The sequence below is a fragment of the Azospirillum lipoferum 4B genome (genome assembly GCF_000283655.1).
Classification (GTDB): Bacteria; Pseudomonadota; Alphaproteobacteria; order Azospirillales; family Azospirillaceae; genus Azospirillum; species Azospirillum lipoferum_C.
Map to the genome: position 1 here is coordinate 448,725 of NC_016623.1, position 17,874 is coordinate 466,598.

Here is a 17,874-nt window from a genome sequence, read left to right on the forward strand (position 1 = left end):
GGTCACTTCTCCAGGAAGCGCAGGAAGGGAAAGGCTTCGAAATCGAAGCGGATCAGGGTTGGCGCGCCGCCGCTGCGGACCAGATGGTCGTGGGTGCAGAAGGGGGCGGCCTGATCCAGCCCCCAGAAGGCCCGCCCCTCGTCGAAATGCCGGGCGATATAGGCGACCACGAGGTCGAGGTAACGCTGCGCGGCCGGTGTCCGGTTGAAGGCCAGGAAGCCGGCGAGGAAGTCGCGGGTCGGGCCGCGCCCGCGCCGGTCCTGCATCACCGCGACATCCCAGCCCGGCCAGCCCGCCATCGCCGCACCCGGATCGGCGAGCAGCAGCGCATCGACATCGACCTGGATCACCGGCCCGACCTGCTGCCGCAGAAGACGCTGCGTCACCGCGAAGCGGGCGGAGGCGTAATAGGTCAGCCGCACAGGGTCGGGCAACCCGCCGAGGTCGGCAGCCTCGAAGGAGACCGACAGCGGGCCGCCGCCGGCGCCAGCCGGATCCGCCAGCGCCGCTTCGGTCTCTGCCGACGGGTTGACGATATGGACATGCATGGCGCAGGACGGCGCCCGCTCGCGCGCCGAATCCAGGAAGGCTGCGCCGAACCGGCGCCAATAATCGTCGTCGCACCCCACCAGCAGGACCGGCCGGCCATCGGCGCCCGGCGCAACCGGCATGCGGCGGTTGGCACGGCCGAACAGGGTGGGCGGATCGGCGAGAAGCCGCTCGAAAAACGCCGGTTCGCTGCGCACCATCGTCCACAGCAGCATCTCGAAATCCGCCGCGACCGCCTGCGCCGGCCAATGGCGCGCATATTTGCGGAAAAAGCGGCGGGCGGCGTCAAGGCGCCCCTGGCGATACAGATCGTAGCAGACCACGGACAGGGCGACGCTGTCGCCCGGTTCGGTCATCAGCCGGCGCCGCCCGGCCTCCGCGACCCGGCCCAGCATCCCGTCTTCCATCACCCCGTTCTGAAGGGCGACGACCGCCGTCCCGAACAGGTTCCTGGTGGCATCGGCATGACCGCCGGCGGCGGCGCGGCCGAAGGCGGCGACAGACTCTCCCATCGCCTTGCGGTCGACCAGATGGCCGGAGGTGGCCAGGGCGGACGTCATCAGCCTGCTTTCCGCCAGCCGGCAGAGGCCCAGCCGGTACAGATAGTCCGGGCGGTCGGGATAAAGCCCGTCCAGCCGCCGGTAAACCTCTTCCGCCGCGCCGATCCGGTCCTGGGAATACAGGCAGTCGCCGAGCCGCAGCAGATAGGCTTCGGTATCGGGGGAAAGCCGCAGCGCCCGGCGCAGGGCATCGGCAGCCGCGGCGCCGTCGCCCAGATCGGTCAGGGCGCCGGCCAGATTGCCGAAAGGCTTGACCCAGCCCGGATCGATCGCCAGCGCGGCCCGGTGATGGCCGGCGGCCTGACCGGCCTTCCCCCCGGCACGCAGTGCCGAACCGAGATTGTCGTGATAGGCGGCGCACAGGCCATCGCGCCCGATCGCTTGCCCGATCAGTCGCACCGCTTCGCCGGAGTCGCCGGACTGGTGATGCAGAACACCCAGCAGATGCCAGGCATCGGCCACCGCGGGCGCGGCCCGGATGATCTTCCGGTAAATGTCCGCCGCTTCGGCCAGACGGCCGCCCTGGTGCAGACCGACGGCAATGCGCAGGGCTTCGGAAACGGTGGTCATCGGCGATGGGTTCTGCAGTCATGGGAAGCGAATGGCCGCCCATGACTACCGCAAAGCCGAGCCGTTGTCGCCCTTTTGCGATCCTTGGTTACAGGCCGCCCAAATCCTGCACCTCAAGCACCGTTTCCGGCAGGGTCAGCGTCATCGCCTCGAACGGGGCCAGCAGGGCGGGGATGTTGGAGCCGACGCCGCAGACCCGGTAGTCCAGCCGGATCGCCTCGATCCGCTCCGGCAATATGCGCTTGCGGTCGCCGATCAGCTGCCAGGCCAGCACGCAGCTGTTCTCGCCGTCCTGGGCGGTGACATAGTCGTAGTCGCCGTAGCGGTTGCGGCGGGCGCTGTCGGCGAGCTTGATGCGCATCTCCGGGAATTCGCGCTTCGTCGTCTCGGTCAGCGTGTCCATGGTGTAGAGCGGGACCGGGAAGATGCGGGGCGGCTGGACCAGCGCGCCGAACAGGCTGTCGGGCAGGGTCTGTACGTCCACCGTCAGGCGGTTCTCGCCCGGCAGCACCGTGGGGTTGCCCAGCACGACGATATAGCTCTTGTAGACGGTGCCGGTGTCGCGCATGCGGGCGGCGACGATGGGGAAGTCCCGGCTGTCCGGCAGGGTCACCGGCAAGGCGGCGGGCTGGATGCGGCGCCACGGCGTCGGCGCCTGGGTCAGGTTGTCGCGCACCCAGCCGGCGCAGCCCGAGGTCAGCAGGGTGACGGCGGCCAGCGTCGCCAGCAGGAGGGTGCGCACGCCGCCGGACTTGGCCGTCGGGCTATCGGACGGTGTCTCGGGCATCGGGGCTCCCTTACCAGCCATGATAGATCGTCTTCCCGGTGATGGTGACGCCTTCGCGCGATTCCTCGGTGCTCAGCCGGTCGTCGATGGCCTTGAACTGGGCATAGGCCTCGTCCATGCGCAACAGATTGTAGAGCGCCCAGCCGCGCAGGATGCCGAGATTGCGCGGTTCCGGCTCCAGTTCCCTGCGGGCGTCGAGCAGGCGCAGCACGTCGTTGTAGCGCTTGTCCTCCAGCGCCCGGTTGGCCTCCGCCGCCAGCAGCGAGGCGCGGATTTCCGCCTTCTGCGCCGCCGTCATGTTGGCGCGCGGCAGGTCGCGGGTCAGGCCGGCCACGTCGCCGGTCGCCAGACGGGCGATGGCCTGCCCATAGGCGTTCTCCTGCGCCGGGGTCGCCTTCTGCGGCAGGCTGCCGGCCGATGCGCCGTCCTTGGCCGGTTCGCGCGCGGCCAGAGCCTTCGCCTCGGCGAAGGAGGCCTCGGCCTCCGACGGGCGCTTCATCTCCAGCAGGCACCAGCCGCGCTGCTGCAGCAGGGCGGCGGTCGGGCCGCTTTTGACGATCGAGGCGCGGATGATGGTAAGGCAGGCGGCATAATCCTGGCGGGCCAGCGCCCGGTCGAGCTCGCTCGGCCCCTGCGGAGCGCTGCGCCCGCCGCCGGAGGGCCCGCGCGGCGGATCCACCGCCTTGAGGGCTTGGTCGACGCGGTTCGACTTGCCCTTCCACGGCGCGGCGGCGGCGCGGGCCTGCGCCTTTTCGCCCAAACCGTTGTAGGCCAGCACCAGACCTTCCGCCGCCCGGTCGGACGGCGCCCAGCCATTGGCCTGGGAGAACCAGCTCTGCGCCTCCGCGAAGTTCTTCTGCTTCTGGAAGTACCAGCCGAGCGCGATGGCGGCGTCGGCGTCCTGCTTGTCGCGGACGATGCCCTGGACGCGCGACAGGTCGGCGTCGGACAGGGCCCCGGCCTTGGAATTGCCCAGGCGCTCCAGCAGACGGCCGGTTTCGAGTTCGGCCTCGGCGGTGCGGACGGTGGAGTAGTCCTCCCCCGTCGCCGGGTTGGCGGTGGCGCCGAGCGCCGCCAGCTCGCGCAGCCGGTCGGGGCCGAGATAGCGCGATGCCTTGAAGATTGTATCGCGCCGCTCCTTGGCCTTGGGGCAGCTGGTGACAATGGTCTTGTAGGTGTCGAAGGCGCGGTCGGTCTGTTTCAGCTCGGCATAGGCCTCGGCGAGGCGCCACGCATTGTCCAGCCGGTTGCAGGCCACCGCCTCCGGATTGGCGGCGGCGGCGTCCACCACATCCTGCCAGCGCTTGGTGTCGCTGGCCGAACGGATGCGGCCGGCGCTCTCGGCGAGGTCGAGCTCCTGCAGCAGCTTGTCCGACGGCTGCCAGGAGGGCGACTTGCGCCGCTGTTCGGCGATGGCGGCGCGCGCCTCCGCCACCTTGCCGGCGGACAGCAGGCTCCAGAAGGGGCTTTCGTCGACGCTCGCGGCGGCCGGCTGCGGCGCGAACAGGTCCTTGGGCGGCTCCCAGGTCGGATCGAGGGCGCGCAGGCGGGCGATCTCCGCCTCCAGCCGTTCGCCGTCGCCGATGCGGGCGTAATAGCGCAGAGCCGTCTCGTCCACCTTGCCGGCGGCGGGGCCGGAGCCGCTGCCGGGGGCCGGCGCCACCTCCACCTTCACGCCGGGGGCAAGCGCGCGGCCGCCGCCGTTCGACTGCGCCCAGCCATCGCTCCCGCCGCCGAGCGCGGCGATGCCGGCAAGAAGAAGGGTCGGAAGAAGGACGGGACGGGTCACGGGTCGATCCCCAGGCTTTGGGCCGCCAGCGCGGAGAGGTGGAACAGGGTGGTGGAGTAGTAATCCTCGTCCGGCGCCAGCGGCGGCACGGTCACCATGTCGCCGCCCCCCGCCCCGGCTCCGGCGCCGGCAAGGCGGCAGGCCAGCCGGTAGACCGCCAGCATGCCGACGGAGGCCGCCACCTGCGTGGTGGTGCCGCCCGGCAGCGAGACGGTGGCGGGGACCGTCGATCCGCCGAATTTCGCCACCAGATCGGCATAGGGCCGGAAATAATAGGGATCGCGGTAGCCGTCCCAGGCCAGATAGAGCGGGACGCGCACGGCATCGTAGCCATATTGCTTCCTGAAGCCTTCGGCGACGGTGACGGTGCCGGCGGCGTCCAGCGCCATCCAGTCCGGCGGCAGCTGGAACCCGCCGAAGCGCGCCTTCGACAGCAGGACCAGACCGGAATCGGTCACCTTGTTCCAGCGCTGTCCGCCGGGCAAGGCGGCGAAGGCGCGGATGGCCGGGAAGATCCAATAGCTGGGGTTGAGGACCAGCGTGTCGCCCTTGCGGAAGCCGTCACGCCCCGGCAGCAGGACGGTCAGCCCGGCATGCTCCACCAGAAGCCCGGACTCCAGCGCCTTGACGATGGCGGCGGCGGCGGTGCGGTAGGCCTCCGTCTTCCATAGCTCGGCGGCGCGCAGCAGCGCCCAGGCGATCAGCATGTCGCCGTCGGATGCGTTGTTGCGGTCGGTGACGCCGCCGCCGGGGGTCCAGCGCCACGCCACCAGCCCGTCGCCGCGCACCATCAGCGTGCGCTGGGTCCAGCCCCACATCCGGTCGAAGGCGGCGCGGTCGCCGGCCGCCGCGGCCAGCAGCATGCCGTAGCCCTGCCCTTCGGAATGGCTGACGCCCTTGTTGCCGGTGTCGACGATCCGCCCGTCCGGCTGCAGGAAGCGTTCGGCATAGCGCCGCCACGCCGCCGCATCGAAGGGCGCGGCTAAGGCGGCGGCCGGGAAGGCCGTCGACAGGCCGGCCGCCAGACCCGCCGTCAGGCCCAGGGTTGCCGCTCCGAACAGCACGTCACGCCGCGATGCCACAGGGTGCACAGATCTCTCGCTTGCAACAGAGCATGCTGTCTGGCGCTGAACAAAGCCCCTCTCCCCTCGCGGGAGAGGGGTTGGGGTGAGGGGGGCAAACCGAATCTTCCCGGCCTTTGGCCGGCCGCACCCCTCATCCCAACCCTTCTCCCACAAGGGGAGAAGGGCCACTCGCCCCCGGAGATTGTATTTTCTTCGCGGATGCGAGATCTGTGCATCCCGTAGGTCACGCCGCGATGGGGTCATGGTCCGCTCCGTTCCCGATGTCCATGCTTCAGCAGAAGACGCATGCTGACCGTCAGCACCACCGCCGTCCCCAGCAGCATGGCGAACAGAAGCTCGATCCGCTGCGACAGGTTGCGGGCCAGGATCAGGATCAGGTTGCCGATGTCAAAGGGATTGAGAATGATCTGGTAGCGGTTCGACGCCTCCAGCGTGGTGACGGCCGGCGCCGCACTGCTCCACAGCGCCCCGCCGCCGCGCAGCTTGTCCCACAGGCCGGCTTCCCCCAGGCTGCGCATGGCGCGGTCGATGGAGCGGGGATCCGACGCGGTCAGCAGGGTCCAGGTCAGCGGATCGGCGCCGGGCGCCCGGTATTGCAGAAGCGCCGCCTCCGGCAGCTGGTCGGCATTCTCGGTCAGGGCGACGACGTCGACCGGCGCATTCTCCACCGTCCAATGGTTGACGTAGCGGGCCGCCGCGGCCATCACGCGCCGCGCCCAGTCGGGAACCCAGCCGCCGGCGGCGGCGGAGGCGTCCTTGGCCTCGCCGGCCATCCGCTGCCAGCGGTTCTGGGCGCCGCCATCGGCCGCCTGTGCCGTCCCGGCGATGCCGAAGGACGAAGACGGCAAGCCAGCGGACCGGGTAACGCCCGGACGGACGGTGCTGCCGGACCAGCCCAGCCGCAGCCGCTCTGCCAGGGCGCGGCGGTCTGCCGCCGGCATCGGCTCGCCCCGCGCACTGGCCTGGGCGATCAGGGTTCCGGCCTCCAGCAGGCCGGCGAGACGGTCGGCAGGAAGGGGGGCCGAGGCGAAGACGGCCTGCGGCAGCGCCGCGACCGGGCCGACGATCAGCGCGTTGTCGTCCGGCGCACCGTCCCAGCCGGTGTAGGGCACCACCGCCATCAGGTCGCCCGCCCGCTGCGCCAGCCGGGCGGTCAGGCTCCAGGCGGCGCCGAACCAGGCGGGCTCCCGCCCGACGACCACGAGGTCGAAGGGGGCCGCCGGCTCGCCGCCCGCGACGCCGCCATAGGGATAGGCGGTGTTGCCGAAGCCGCCCAGGCTGGGCAGCGTGACGAGGCGGGCGAAGCCCGGAATTTCGATGCTGGAGCTGTCGAGCAGGGTGAAGGTCGGCCGCCGCACCGCGAAGACGCAGTCGGTGCCGCCGGCCGGCGGCAGTTCCGCCTCCACCTCGATCACGTTGGGGCCGGGGCGGAACATCGCCATCGGCAGCGGCATCTCGCCATTGTCGATCACGCCGCTGGACCGCTTGTCGATCTCGATGGCGCCCGCCGACTTGCCGTTCACCCGGACGTTCAGCACGGCGCCCGAACCGAGACTGCCCTCGAACGCGCCGTTGACGTGGAACAGGATGGAGCGGTCGCTGACCGGGGCGAAGCCGGTGGGCAGGGTCAGGGTGAAGTGCCCGGCATAGCGGTAGCCGCTGTGCTGGACGGTCTGGAAGCCCAGCTCCGACAGGCGGTAGCGCCCCTCCGCCTGCACTGCCGGCTGCGGCAGCGGCGCCGGCGGGGCCGCGTCGGTGACGATCATGGCGGTCTGGGTCGGCAGCGGCCGGGAAAGGTCGGCCAGCCGCATCACCGCCTGATCCACTTCCTGCGGCGTGCGGCCGGAGGCGACGGCGACGAAGGCCCCGCCGCCGGGGCCGGGAAGCGGATAGACGGCAAGGAAGGGACCGGCGATGGCGGCGGCCCGCGCCTCGCCCAGCAGCGGGGCGATGCGGTCGCGGGTGCCGATCAGCACGTTCTTGCCGCCCGGCAGGGGAAGAGTTTCCAGCGACGGCGAACCGGAGGCTCCGGGTTTGGCGGCGGGCGGTTGGGCGGACGGTTGGGCGGGCGGTTGGGCCGGCACCGCCGTCATCCGCGGGGTCTGGTCGCCCAGCAGCAGGCCGTAGGACTGCGCCACCATGGCGCCCCAGCCGAGATGGTCGGCGTCGATCTCGCTGCCGGGATGGAGGATGGCCAGCGGTTCGCGCGCCCGGTCGGCGGCGACCAGCAGCTGCCTGACCATGGCGAGATCGGGTTCGGGAACGCCGCGGTCCGACACCAGCGTCAGCGACGAGGCGGCGAGGTTCACCCGCGCCCACAAATCGTAGGTGCCGCGCACCGAGCAGATGGCGCGGTGCTGCGCGTTGGTCTGGAAGACGATCTGGTTCTCGCCCGGCCGCATCAGGCTGGCCGGCAGGGTGATCGAGGCGTTGACCGGCCCGCGGAAGGCGGACAGCGGCAGGTCGGCCACCGGGGAGCCGTTGATGAAGACCGACATCGCCCCCTTTTCGGGCAGGATGTCGATGCCGTTCTCGTAGGTCAGCGCCAGCACGACGGAGGTCAGGCCGACCACCGGCGGCAGGACGGCGCGCAGGGCCACCGTCTCCGTCTCGCCATGCAGGATGACCTCCGGCTGGCCGTCGCGCAGGTTCGACAGCGGGATCACCCGCCGGTCCTCGGCACGGGCCGGCGCCGTCCAGCCGGTCCAGAGGGCGAGGCAGAGGCACAGCAGGGCCAACAGGCCGCGGATGGTCCGGGCGTCGACGGTCAGGTTGCAGGCAGCCCTTGGGCCGCAGATATGGGTGCGAGCCTGCGCCATGGCCGTTACGGAGCCTGGAAGCTCAGGATGCGCCACAGGGCGCGCGGCAATGCCAGCAGCACATGCCCCAGCCGCGGCACCACCCGCGTGGCGAAGAACAGCAGCCCGCCGAAGAAGGTCGGGGCGGCCACCCGCTTGCGGTCGAGGAAGACGTCCCAGCCGACGCTGTTGCCGAAGACGAAACGCGCCATCTCGACGATGTCCTGGCGGTCGCGCGGGGCGAAACTGGCGCCGACCGCCAGCTCGCCGTTGCGCATCTCGATGCGGAAGATGCGCACACCGGTGGTGGTCGCCGCCTCCGTCTCCGTCGCGGTGATGGTCAGCACCGGCGTCTGGTCCGGCCGGGAAATGGAGTCGCGCCATTTGGGATCGACCAGCAGCCCGACGCCGCCCGCCGACACGTCGGCGACGGTCAGGTCGATGGCGGTCCCGTCCGCGAGCTTCAGCACGGCGGGACGGTCGACGGTGAAGCGCTCCTGCCGGCGGACGCGCTTGCGTTCATAGACGACCGCAAGCCCGCCCAGCGCCAGCAGCAGGCTGAGGGAACACCACACCGCCACCGGGACGATGGCGGCCCGGTGTTCCGGGAACATGGAATAGCGCCATGCGCAGGCCGCCAGCCCGGCCGCCAGCAGCAGCGTGGTGACGATGAAGGGCGTGGCGAGGGGAGAGAAGCCGTCCTCCTCCACCGACTGGCCCTTGGCGGTGACCTTGAACACCGGGTCGCGCGGCCGGATCATCGTCGCCAGCGCCGCGCGGGAGACGTGGAAGGACTGCAGATACTCGTAGAGTTCCGAGAACAGCGGCCAGCGCATCCGCCCGTGCAGGAACTGCGACAGGAAGGCGGCGGCGAAGACGTGCGGAATGACGAAGCAGGCGAAATCCGGCAGGTTGATGCGGTAGATCTCCAGCCCGAACAGGGCATAGCACAGCGGCGACAACAGGAAGATCGGCCGCCAGAACCAGAAGAACCAGTACAGCATCGTGCTGGTGTAGCAGAGCCGCTGGGCGATTGTCAGGCCGCGCTTGAACAGCGGATTCTTCAGCAGGAACAGCTGGATCATGCCCTGGGTCCAGCGCGAGCGCTGGGCGATGAAGCTGTCGAAGGTCTCCGGCTGCAGCCCGGCGATCAGCGGGCGCGGCAGATAGACGCTGCGCCAGCCGCGCGAATGCAGCTCCAGCGCGGTCTCGCAATCCTCCGTCACCGTGTCGCCGCTGAAGCCGCCGACCTCCTCCAGCGCCGCGCGGCGCAGGATGGCGGCGGACCCGCAGAAGAAGGAGCCGTTCCAGCGGTCGAGCCCCGGCTGGATCGAGTAGTAGAACATCTCGTTCTCGCTCGGCATCCGTTCGAAGGTGCCGAGGTTGTATTCGACCGGGTCGGGATTGACGAAGAAATGCGGGGTCTGCACCAGGAACAGCCCGGTGTCCTGCTGGAAGAATCCCACCGTCGCCTTGAGGATGCCCACCGTCGGCACATGGTCGGCGTCCAGGATCAGCACGAGGTCGCCCGACGTCTTCTGGAAGGCGTGGTTGATGTTGCCGGCCTTCGCATGCTCGTTGCGCGGCCGGGTCATGTAGGTGACCTGCAGCCTTTCGCACAGCGCGGTCAGCGTCTCGCGCCGCTGCTTGGCCGCCGCGGCCTGCTCCGGGTTGCTGTGGGCCAGCTTCTGGTCGGTGCCGCCGTCGTCCAGCAGATAGACGCGCAGCTTGTCGCGCGGGTAGTCGATGCAGACCGCAGCGGCCAGCGTCGTCTCCAGCAGTTCCGGCTCCTCGTTGTAGGAGGGGATGTAGACGTCGACGCTGGGCCAGAAGGCGGGATCGCCCGTCGGTTCCGACGGTTCGCGGGCGATGGGATCGATGATGACGAACAGCGAGGTCAGGAACAGCACGAAGGACAGCGCTTCGGCCGCGAAGAGGGTGACGCCGGGAATGAAGTTCACCAGATCGTCGACCGGCGGCAGCGTGCCGGTCAGCCGCCAGAAGAAATAGCGGAAGGTGACGAAGGCCAGCAGCAGCACGGTCAGCGTGCGGGCATGCCAGAATCGCCGGGCGAAGCGCCCCAGCACGAAGGCCGCCGCCACGACGCCGACCGAAATCGCGGCGCTGGCAAATCGTCCGACGGGCAGAGCCGCGAGCGCAAGAAACAAACCGGCCGACAGCAACAAAAGAATCCAGAGCAGAACAGAACGCAGCGATAACCGGCGGCTGTTCAGGTTCGGCTGTCGTCTGGATTGCTGCGCCTTGTTGTTCAGAGGACGAACAACAGTCTTGGCGCCGGACAAATTCGTCATACTGGTCCGCAGATTGAGGCCATGGCACCATAGTGGCTGCCCCCTTCTGGCTCAAGCTTCGTTACAAATCGTTACTCGCTTTTGATAAACATTACGAAAATGCAGTCCATACGATGGCGTTGCAGTCACGCTGCAGGCGTATGGCGCCATGGACGCGCAGTGCGCCATCGAAGGCGCCTGCGAATCGGAGGGAGGCTCCGGCGATTGCCTCCGGCGCGCGGCTGGTCTGCGCCGAAGCTTGGGCTCGAACGGGCCTGGGGGGATGACGCAGGATCGGAATGCCGTCATCGTGGCGGGCCGTTCACCTGCCCAGCGGTTGCATGCCCACCCTCGCCCTTCTGTCCGATGCCTTCGCCGTGCTGGCCCCCGTCTTCGTGGTGGCGGCGCTGGGTTATGGCTGGACGCGCGCCCGGCTTCCCTACGACAGCGCCTTCATCACCGCCTTCGCGGTCAACGTATCGTCGCCCTGCCTGGTGTTCTCGGCGCTGACCCGGCTGCGGCTGTCGCCCGACGCGATGGCGGAGATGGCGGCCGCCGCCGCCGCCTGCATGGCGCTGACCGCGCTGGCGTCGGTGCCGGTGCTGCTGGCGGCGCGGCTGCCGCTCCGGGTCTATGTGCCGGCGATGGCCTTTCCCAATGCGGGAAATCTGGGGCTGCCGCTGTGCCTCTTCGCCTTCGGCGAGGCGGGGCTCGGCCTTGCCGTGCTGTTCTATGCGGTGATGTCGGTGGGGCAGTTCACGCTGGGGCCGGCACTGGCGGCGGGGCGCTTCGACCTGGGGCAGATGGTGCGCACGCCGACGATCTATGCGGTGGCGCTCGCCGTGGCGATCCAGCTGGCGGAGCTTCCCCTGCCCGCCTGGATCGGCAACACCACCACGCTGCTGGGCAATTGCGCGGTGCCGCTGATGCTGTTCTCGCTGGGGGTGGCGCTGTCGAAGCTGCAGCTGTCGGGGGCGGTGCGGGCGCTGTCGATGTCGGCCTTCCGGCTGTCCGCCGGCTTCGCCATGGGGCTGCTGGTGGCCTGGGCGATGGGGCTGACCGGGGCGACGCGCGGCGTGGTTCTGGTGCAGAGTTCGATGCCGGTGGCGGTCTTTAACTACCTGTGGGCTCTGCGCTACGACAATTCGCCGGAGGATGTGGCGGGCATGGTGCTGGGCTCCACCGCCATGGCCTTCGTGGCGCTGCCGGCGCTTCTGATGATGGTGATGCAATAGACGGCGAAGGAGAGGGAAGGATGGCGCACAGGGAACACCGCTATGCCGTGCGGGTCGAATGGACCGGCAATCTCGGCACCGGCACGTCGGGCTACCGGGCCTACAGCCGCGACCACAGCATCGGCGCCGGGGCCAAGCCGGCGATCCCCGGCTCCTCCGACCCGGCCTTCCGCGGCGATCCGGCGCGCTGGAACCCGGAGGACCTGCTCGTCGCCTCGCTGTCGGCCTGCCACCAGCTGTGGTACCTGCATCTCTGCGCCAGCGCCGGAATCGCCGTCACCGCCTATGCCGACGAGGCCGAAGGGGTGATGGAGGAGGGGGCGGACGGCGGCGGGCAGTTCAGCAGCGTCGTGCTGCGGCCGCGGGTGACGCTGGCGCCGGGATCGGACGCCGCGACGGCGCTGGCCCTGCATCACGACGCGGCGGAGAAGTGCTTCATCGCCCGCTCGGTCAACTTCCCGGTCCGGCACGAGCCGGCGGTGGAGGTGGCGGGATGAGCGACGCCCCTGCCCTCTCCGCCCCTGCCCTTTCGGTCCTCGACGCCGTCGCCGGCCGGCGCAGCGTCCGTGCCTTCTTGCCCAAGCCGGTGGAGCGGGAGACGGTGCTGCGCATCCTCGACCTCGCCGCGCGGGCGCCGAGCGGGTCCAATATCCAGCCCTGGAAGGTCCACGCCATCGCCGGGGAGGCGCGCGCCGCCCTGTCGGCCGAGCTGCTGGCCGCCCATGAGGCGGGGGAGCCGGAGGTGCCGGAATATCCCTATTACCCGGAAAGCTGGCGGGAGCCCTATCTGGGCCGGCGGCGGACGGTGGGGTGGGCGCTCTACGGCTCGCTCGGCATCGGCAAGGGCGACCGCGAGCGCATGGCGCGGCAGCATGGCCGCAACTGGCTGTTCTTCGGGGCGCCGGTCGGGCTGTTCTTCACCATCGACCGCGACATGGGCAAGGGCGCCTGGCTCGACCTCGGCATGTTCATGCAGAATGTCATGATCGTCGCCCGCGGCTTCGGGCTGGAGACCTGCCCGCAGGCGGCCTTCTGCTACCGCCACGCCATCACCGCCCGCCATCTGGGGCTGCCCGACACCGAGATCATCGCCAGCGGCATGGCGCTGGGCCACGCCGACTGGTCGGCGCCGGAGAACAACTTTCCGACCGAACGCGAGCCGGCGGAAGCCTTCACGCGCTTCACCGGGTTCCGTCAGGACTGACGCGGGCGAATTTCCTGCTATGGTTCCTTCCCCGGCACCCTATCGTGGTGCAGCAGGGACAGGCAGGGCAGCAGGGACGGGTCATGAGCTTCACCTCGATCTATCGGCACGGGTTCGCGCGGGTGGCCGCCTGCACGACGCGCTGCACCCCGGCGGACCCGGCGGCCAACGCCGCGGCCATCCTGGAGGCGGCGCGCGCCTGCCACGACAAGTCGGTGGCGGTCGCGCTGTTCCCGGAGCTGGCGCTGTCCGGCTATGCCATCGACGATCTGCTGATGCAGGACCCGCTGATCGACGCGGTGGAGCAGGCGATCCTTGATCTGGTGCAGGCCTCGGCCGGGCTGATGCCGCTGCTGCTGGTCGGCGCGCCGCTGCTGTATGACGGGCGGCTCTACAACACGGCGGTGGCGATCCACCGCGGCGAGCTGCTGGGCGTGGTGCCGAAGCAGCATCTGCCCAACTACCGGGAATTCTACGAACGGCGGCAGTTCGCCTCCGGCACCGGCACGGATGGCGGGACGATCCGCATCGGCGACCTGACCGCCCCCTTCGGCCCCGACCTGCTGTTCTCGGCCGAGGATCAGCCGGGGCTGGTCGTGCATGCCGAGATCTGCGAGGACCTGTGGGTTCCCGCCCCGCCCAGCACAATGGCGGCGCTTGCCGGCGCCACCGTTCTGGCCAACCTGTCGGCCAGCAACATCACCATCGGCAAGTCCGACACCCGCCGGCTTCTGGCGAAATCGCAGTCGGCGCGCTGTCTGGCGGCCTATCTCTATTCGTCGGCCGGGACGGGGGAATCGACCACCGATCTCGCCTGGGACGGCCAGACCTCGATCTTCGAGAATGGCGAGATGCTGGCGGAGACCGACCGCTTCCCCGACGGCGCCCAGATGGCGGTGGCCGACGTGGATTTGGACCTGCTGCGGCAGGAACGGCTGCGCCAGGGCACCTTCGACGACAACCGGCGCCTGCACGGCTCCGCCGCCGGCGGCTTCCGCACCGTCGCCTTCCGGCTGGATGCAACGGAGGAGGATGTCGGGCTGCTGCGCGTGGTGCCGCGCCTGCCCTTCGTCCCGGCCAGCACCGAACGGCTGGAGCAGGACTGCTACGAGGCCTACAACATCCAGGTCGCCGGGCTGGTACAGCGGCTGCGCGCGACGGGCATCGGGAAGCTGGTGATCGGCGTGTCGGGCGGGCTGGACAGCACCCACGCCCTGATCGTCGCCGCCCGCGCCATGGACCGGCTGGGCCTGCCGCGCAGCGGCATCCTCGCCTACACCATGCCCGGCTTCGGCACCAGCGAGGGCACCAAGTCGAATGCGTGGCGGCTGATGACGGCGCTGGGGGTGACGGCGCAGGAGCTGGACATCCGGCCGGCCGCCAACCAGATGCTGAAGGACATGGACCACCCCTTCGCCCGCGGCGAGGCGGTGTATGACATCACCTTCGAGAATGTGCAGGCGGGCCTGCGCACCGATTACCTGTTCCGGCTCGCCAACCACCACAACGGCATCGTTCTGGGCACCGGCGATTTGTCGGAACTGGCGCTGGGCTGGTGTACCTATGGCGTCGGCGACCAGATGTCCCACTACAATGTCAATGCCGGCGTGCCGAAGACGCTGATCCAGCACCTGATCCGCTGGGTCGGCCGCACCGGTCAGTTCCAGCAGGAGGTGTCGGAGACGCTGGACGCCATCCTGAAGACGGAAATTTCGCCGGAACTGGTGCCGGCCGGGTCGGACAAGGCGCTGCAGAGCTCCGAATCCGTGGTCGGGCCGTATGATCTGCAGGACTTCAACCTGTTCTACGTGCTGCGCTATGGCTTCCGCCCGTCGAAGATCGCCTTCCTGGCCCGCCATGCCTGGGCCGACGTCGAAAAGGGCGACTGGCCGGAGGGTTATCCGCTGGAGAAGCGCCGCGCCTACAGCCCGGCGGAGATCCGCGACTGGCTGCGCGTGTTCCTGCGCCGCTTCTTCGGCTTCAGCCAGTTCAAGCGCTCGGCCATGCCGAACGGGCCGAAGGTGACGGCCGGCGGGTCCCTGTCGCCGCGCGGCGACTGGCGCGCGCCGTCCGACGGCAACGCCCGCATCTGGCTGGAGGAACTGGAACGCGAGGTTCCGGCGGAGTGAGGGCAAAGAAAGGGCCGGCGCCCCACGGGAGCGTCGGCCTTTTCTTTGTCGAATGCGATACTGCTCAGATCGAGATGCGCAGGGACTCGCGGTTGACCGGGGCGGCGTCGGGGGTGGTCATCGGCCGCGGCGGCACGGCAGGACGCATGCCGGCGGGCGGCTGCCCCGGTGCCGGAGCGCCCGCCTGGGGAGCGGCCGGAGCCTGCGGGGCGGCGGCCTGCGGCGTGCCAGCATGCGGCTGGGTCGCCTGCTGGGCGGCGATGAACTGGCCCTGGGCGGTCAGGCCGCTGGCGACGTTGCGGTTGATGTTGACCAGCGTGTCGATCTTGCCGAAATCCAGGTCGATCAGACGGTTGGTCGTTTCGCGGTCGACCAGCAGCGACAGGGCCGCGATGTTCGTGCGGACCTCCGGCGGATGGCCGCAATCCTCTTCGGTGATCGCCGCCTGGAAGATGGTCCACAGGCGCTGGTTCAGCTGAAGAGCCTCGCGGAAGGCCTTTTCGTCCTTGGCATGGCTGGCGGCGATGATGCGGCGCGCCGCTTCCGCCAGGGCCCAAGCCTCGACGTCGCGCGGATTGTCCGAGGTCGGCTTGTTGGCGTAGGTGGGAGTCGGCTTCATTCCAAACCCTCGGGGGTAAACCCATCCGGTGGGGCGGAGTTGCCCCTATGCATAGTCGCCGAAGTGTCGGTTATCCAGCTGGATTTGTCAACGCAACGGGGGTAGCTCGGCTGCGGAGTCAGGGTTCGCCGCAAACTGGTCACAGAGGCTTGGCGATTCAGCCAGGAGCATGTCGGCGACCTGCGCCACCCGGTCCTCGGCGATGCCGTCCATCAGGCCGCGGGCATTGGGATCGGCGGCGACGCGGGCCAGCAGATCCGCCTGGGGAACCTCGCTGACCACCACCCGCCCGCGCGGCCCCCACGGACCGTAGATGGCGGGATAGCCGGGACCGAACAGGCCGACCGTCGGCACGCCGGCCGCCGCCGCGATGTGCATCAGCCCGCTGTCGTTGCCGACATAGAGGGCGGCGCGCTCCAGGCAGGCCGCCGCCGCCATCGGGTCGGTGCGGCCGGTCAGGTCGATGGCGCGGTCGCCCAGCGCGTCGAGCACGGGCCGCGCCCGCTCGCGCTCCGGCCCGGCGGCCAGCACGGCCACGCGGGCGCCCTGCAGCGCGCCCCCCTGCCCTGTCAATCGCTGGGCCAGCCGGGCGAAGCGGTCGGCCGGCCATTCCTTGCCCAGCCAGTTGGCGGTCGGCCCGACCGCCAGGAACGGCCCGGTTCCGGCCGGGATCAGGGCGTCGGCCTGCCGCCGCGCCGCATCGTCGATCCACAGGCGCGGGGCCGGCGGCGGCGACAGGCCGAGCAGGGCGGCATTCTCCTCCACCTTGTGCATCGGGCGGGGCGGCTTGGCGTGGAAGACCCGCCGGCGGGCCGGCACCAGCCGCCCGACCGCCGAGTTGCGCAGATCGACCACCAGATCCCAGCGCGTGCCGACGCAATCCAGCCACAGCCGCAGCCAGTGCCGGGCGTAGGAGCGCTTCGCCAGCGGAATCAGCCGCTCCAGCCCCGGCACGGAGCGGAACAGCGGCGCCGGCAGCGGCCCGCAGGCGATGGTCAGCCGCGCGTCCGGATAGGCCCGGGTCAGGTGGTCGAGAAGCCCGGTGGACAGCACCGCGTCGCCCAGCCGGTTGGAGGTGATGAACAGGATGCGGCTCATGACGCGCGCCCGGCGGCGTCTCCAGCCTTGTCCCCGGCGGTGTCCCCGGCGGAATGCCGGCGCCCCGGCCGCAGCATCAGCCCGCGCGACATCACCCACAGCGCCGGCAGCAGCATGACAAGCGGCATGGCGTACATCAGCGGCACGAAGACGGTCGCCTTGCCGGCGAGGCTGGTCAGGCCCAGCGCCCCCGCCTGCAGCCCCATCACCAGCAGCACGGCGATGGTCACGCGGGAGGACTGGCCGCGCCGGTTGAACTCGCCCGACAGCAGCGCCGACAGCGCCACCAGGGCATAGGTCAGGGCCAGCAGCGGCGAGGAGAAGCGGTGGTGCAGCTCCGCGATCAGGCCGCGGCGCATGCGGTCGTCCTGCGCCGGCACGTCGCCCGACATCAGCTCCGCCGTGCTGCGCTCGCGGGCGTCGGGCCAGCGTTCCGCCGCCTGCGGCGCCACCGCCTTCAGGTCCACGGCGTAGCGTTCGAAGAACAGCTGCGACAGCCGGTTGGTCTTGCGGTCCAGCTCCTGCCGGTTGCCGTCATAGACGACAAAGCGCGTGCCCTCCGGCCCGGTCTGCATCACCGCGCGGTCGCCCATGATCGTGATCGGCTTGTCCGGCTGGCGCCCGTCATGGATCAGCACCTTGTGCAGGTTGCCGTCGGCGTCGCGGTCGCGCAGGAAGACGCTGAAATGGTCGCCGACCTCGTTGAACACGCCTTCGCGCAGGAACAGCTGCGAATAGTCGCTGCGCACCGTGTATTCCATCCGCACCAGTTCGCGATGGGCGGCGGGGGTGATCCAGACATTCAGGGTGAGGACCACGGCCATCACCCCGACCGCCAGCACCAGCGCCGGCTGCGACAGCGACAGCGGGCCGACGCCGGCCGCGCGCATCACCACCAGCTCGCTGTCGGTCGCCATCTTGTTGTAGGTGAACAGGATCGCACCGACCAGCGCCAGCGGCAGGACGACGCCGAGAAAGGTCGGCACCGTCAGCAGCAGCAGCCACAGGAACATGCCCATCGGCGCGCCGGCGCTGACCACGATCTCGATCAGGCGCAGCGACTGGCTGAGCCAGATGGTCAGCGTCAGGCCCGCCGTCGAATAGAGGGTGGCGATCAGCAGGTTGCGGAACAGGTACCGTTGCAGTCGGTTCATGGAGTT

13 protein-coding genes are annotated in these 17,874 nt (G+C 70.1%); 4 read left to right on the plus strand and 9 right to left on the minus strand.

Features of this window, described 5'->3' with window-relative positions; genetic code table 11:
- Positions 1–2 precede the first annotated feature (2 nt).
- The 6 genes from AZOLI_RS23435 to bcsA all read right to left on the minus strand — a co-directional run bounded on the left by AZOLI_RS23435 (position 3) and on the right by bcsA (position 10,450).
- Positions 3–1,679: a tetratricopeptide repeat protein gene (locus AZOLI_RS23435; RefSeq protein ID WP_014249679.1), complete on the minus strand. Its 1,677-nt coding sequence runs from the start codon at positions 1,677–1,679 to the stop codon at positions 3–5.
- Positions 1,680–1,767: 88 nt separating this feature from the next.
- Positions 1,768–2,466 carry a cellulose biosynthesis protein BcsN gene (gene bcsN / locus AZOLI_RS23440; RefSeq protein ID WP_014249680.1) on the minus strand — a complete coding sequence of 233 codons (699 nt, stop codon included), beginning with the start codon at positions 2,464–2,466 and terminating at the stop codon, positions 1,768–1,770.
- Between the two features lie 10 nt (positions 2,467–2,476).
- On the minus strand, positions 2,477–4,255 hold the full coding sequence (locus AZOLI_RS23445) for a hypothetical protein (protein ID WP_014249681.1): 1,779 nt from the start codon (positions 4,253–4,255) through the stop codon (positions 2,477–2,479).
- Positions 4,252–5,337 (minus strand): glycosyl hydrolase family 8, encoded by a 1,086-nt coding sequence (locus tag AZOLI_RS23450; protein WP_014249682.1) that lies wholly within the window; start codon positions 5,335–5,337, stop codon positions 4,252–4,254. Before AZOLI_RS23450 ends, AZOLI_RS23445 begins: the two co-directional genes overlap by 4 nt.
- A 242-nt stretch (positions 5,338–5,579) precedes the next feature.
- On the minus strand, positions 5,580–8,159 hold the full coding sequence (locus tag AZOLI_RS23455) for a cellulose biosynthesis cyclic di-GMP-binding regulatory protein BcsB (RefSeq protein WP_014249684.1): 2,580 nt from the start codon (positions 8,157–8,159) through the stop codon (positions 5,580–5,582).
- Positions 8,160–8,164: 5 nt separating this feature from the next.
- Positions 8,165–10,450, minus strand: coding sequence for a UDP-forming cellulose synthase catalytic subunit (bcsA, locus tag AZOLI_RS23460; protein WP_014249685.1), 2,286 nt, complete (start codon positions 10,448–10,450; stop codon positions 8,165–8,167).
- A 320-nt stretch (positions 10,451–10,770) separates the two neighbouring features.
- Between bcsA and AZOLI_RS23465 the strand changes: the two genes are divergently transcribed.
- The 4 genes from AZOLI_RS23465 (at position 10,771) to AZOLI_RS23480 (ending at position 14,997) form a co-directional block, all read left to right on the plus strand.
- Positions 10,771–11,664 (plus strand): AEC family transporter, encoded by an 894-nt coding sequence (locus tag AZOLI_RS23465; protein ID WP_014249686.1) that lies wholly within the window; start codon positions 10,771–10,773, stop codon positions 11,662–11,664.
- Positions 11,665–11,684: 20 nt separating this feature from the next.
- Positions 11,685–12,161: an OsmC family protein gene (locus AZOLI_RS23470; protein WP_014249687.1), complete on the plus strand. Its 477-nt coding sequence runs from the start codon at positions 11,685–11,687 to the stop codon at positions 12,159–12,161.
- The gene (locus AZOLI_RS23475) at positions 12,158–12,868 is read left to right on the plus strand and encodes a nitroreductase (RefSeq protein WP_014249688.1); all 711 of its coding nucleotides are present in this window, start codon (positions 12,158–12,160) and stop codon (positions 12,866–12,868) included. Before AZOLI_RS23470 ends, AZOLI_RS23475 begins: the two co-directional genes overlap by 4 nt.
- Before the next feature lie 83 nt (positions 12,869–12,951).
- Positions 12,952–14,997 (plus strand): NAD(+) synthase, encoded by a 2,046-nt coding sequence (locus AZOLI_RS23480; RefSeq protein WP_014249689.1) that lies wholly within the window; start codon positions 12,952–12,954, stop codon positions 14,995–14,997.
- A gap of 64 nt (positions 14,998–15,061) precedes the next feature.
- Here the strand turns inward: AZOLI_RS23480 and AZOLI_RS23485 are convergent, their stop codons facing one another.
- From AZOLI_RS23485 to lptF, 3 genes are all read right to left on the minus strand, one after another.
- Entirely contained in the window at positions 15,062–15,616 is a 555-nt protein-coding gene (locus AZOLI_RS23485; RefSeq protein ID WP_014249690.1) for a flagellar biosynthesis regulator FlaF, read from the minus strand.
- Positions 15,617–15,703: 87 nt separating this feature from the next.
- The gene (locus AZOLI_RS23490; RefSeq protein WP_014249691.1) at positions 15,704–16,714 is read right to left on the minus strand and encodes a glycosyltransferase family 9 protein; all 1,011 of its coding nucleotides are present in this window, start codon (positions 16,712–16,714) and stop codon (positions 15,704–15,706) included.
- A complete protein-coding gene (gene lptF / locus AZOLI_RS23495) occupies positions 16,711–17,868 on the minus strand; it encodes an LPS export ABC transporter permease LptF (RefSeq protein WP_014249692.1) in 1,158 nt (385 codons plus the stop codon). The genes AZOLI_RS23490 and lptF overlap by 4 nt, the downstream gene beginning before the upstream one ends.
- Positions 17,869–17,874 lie beyond the last annotated feature (6 nt).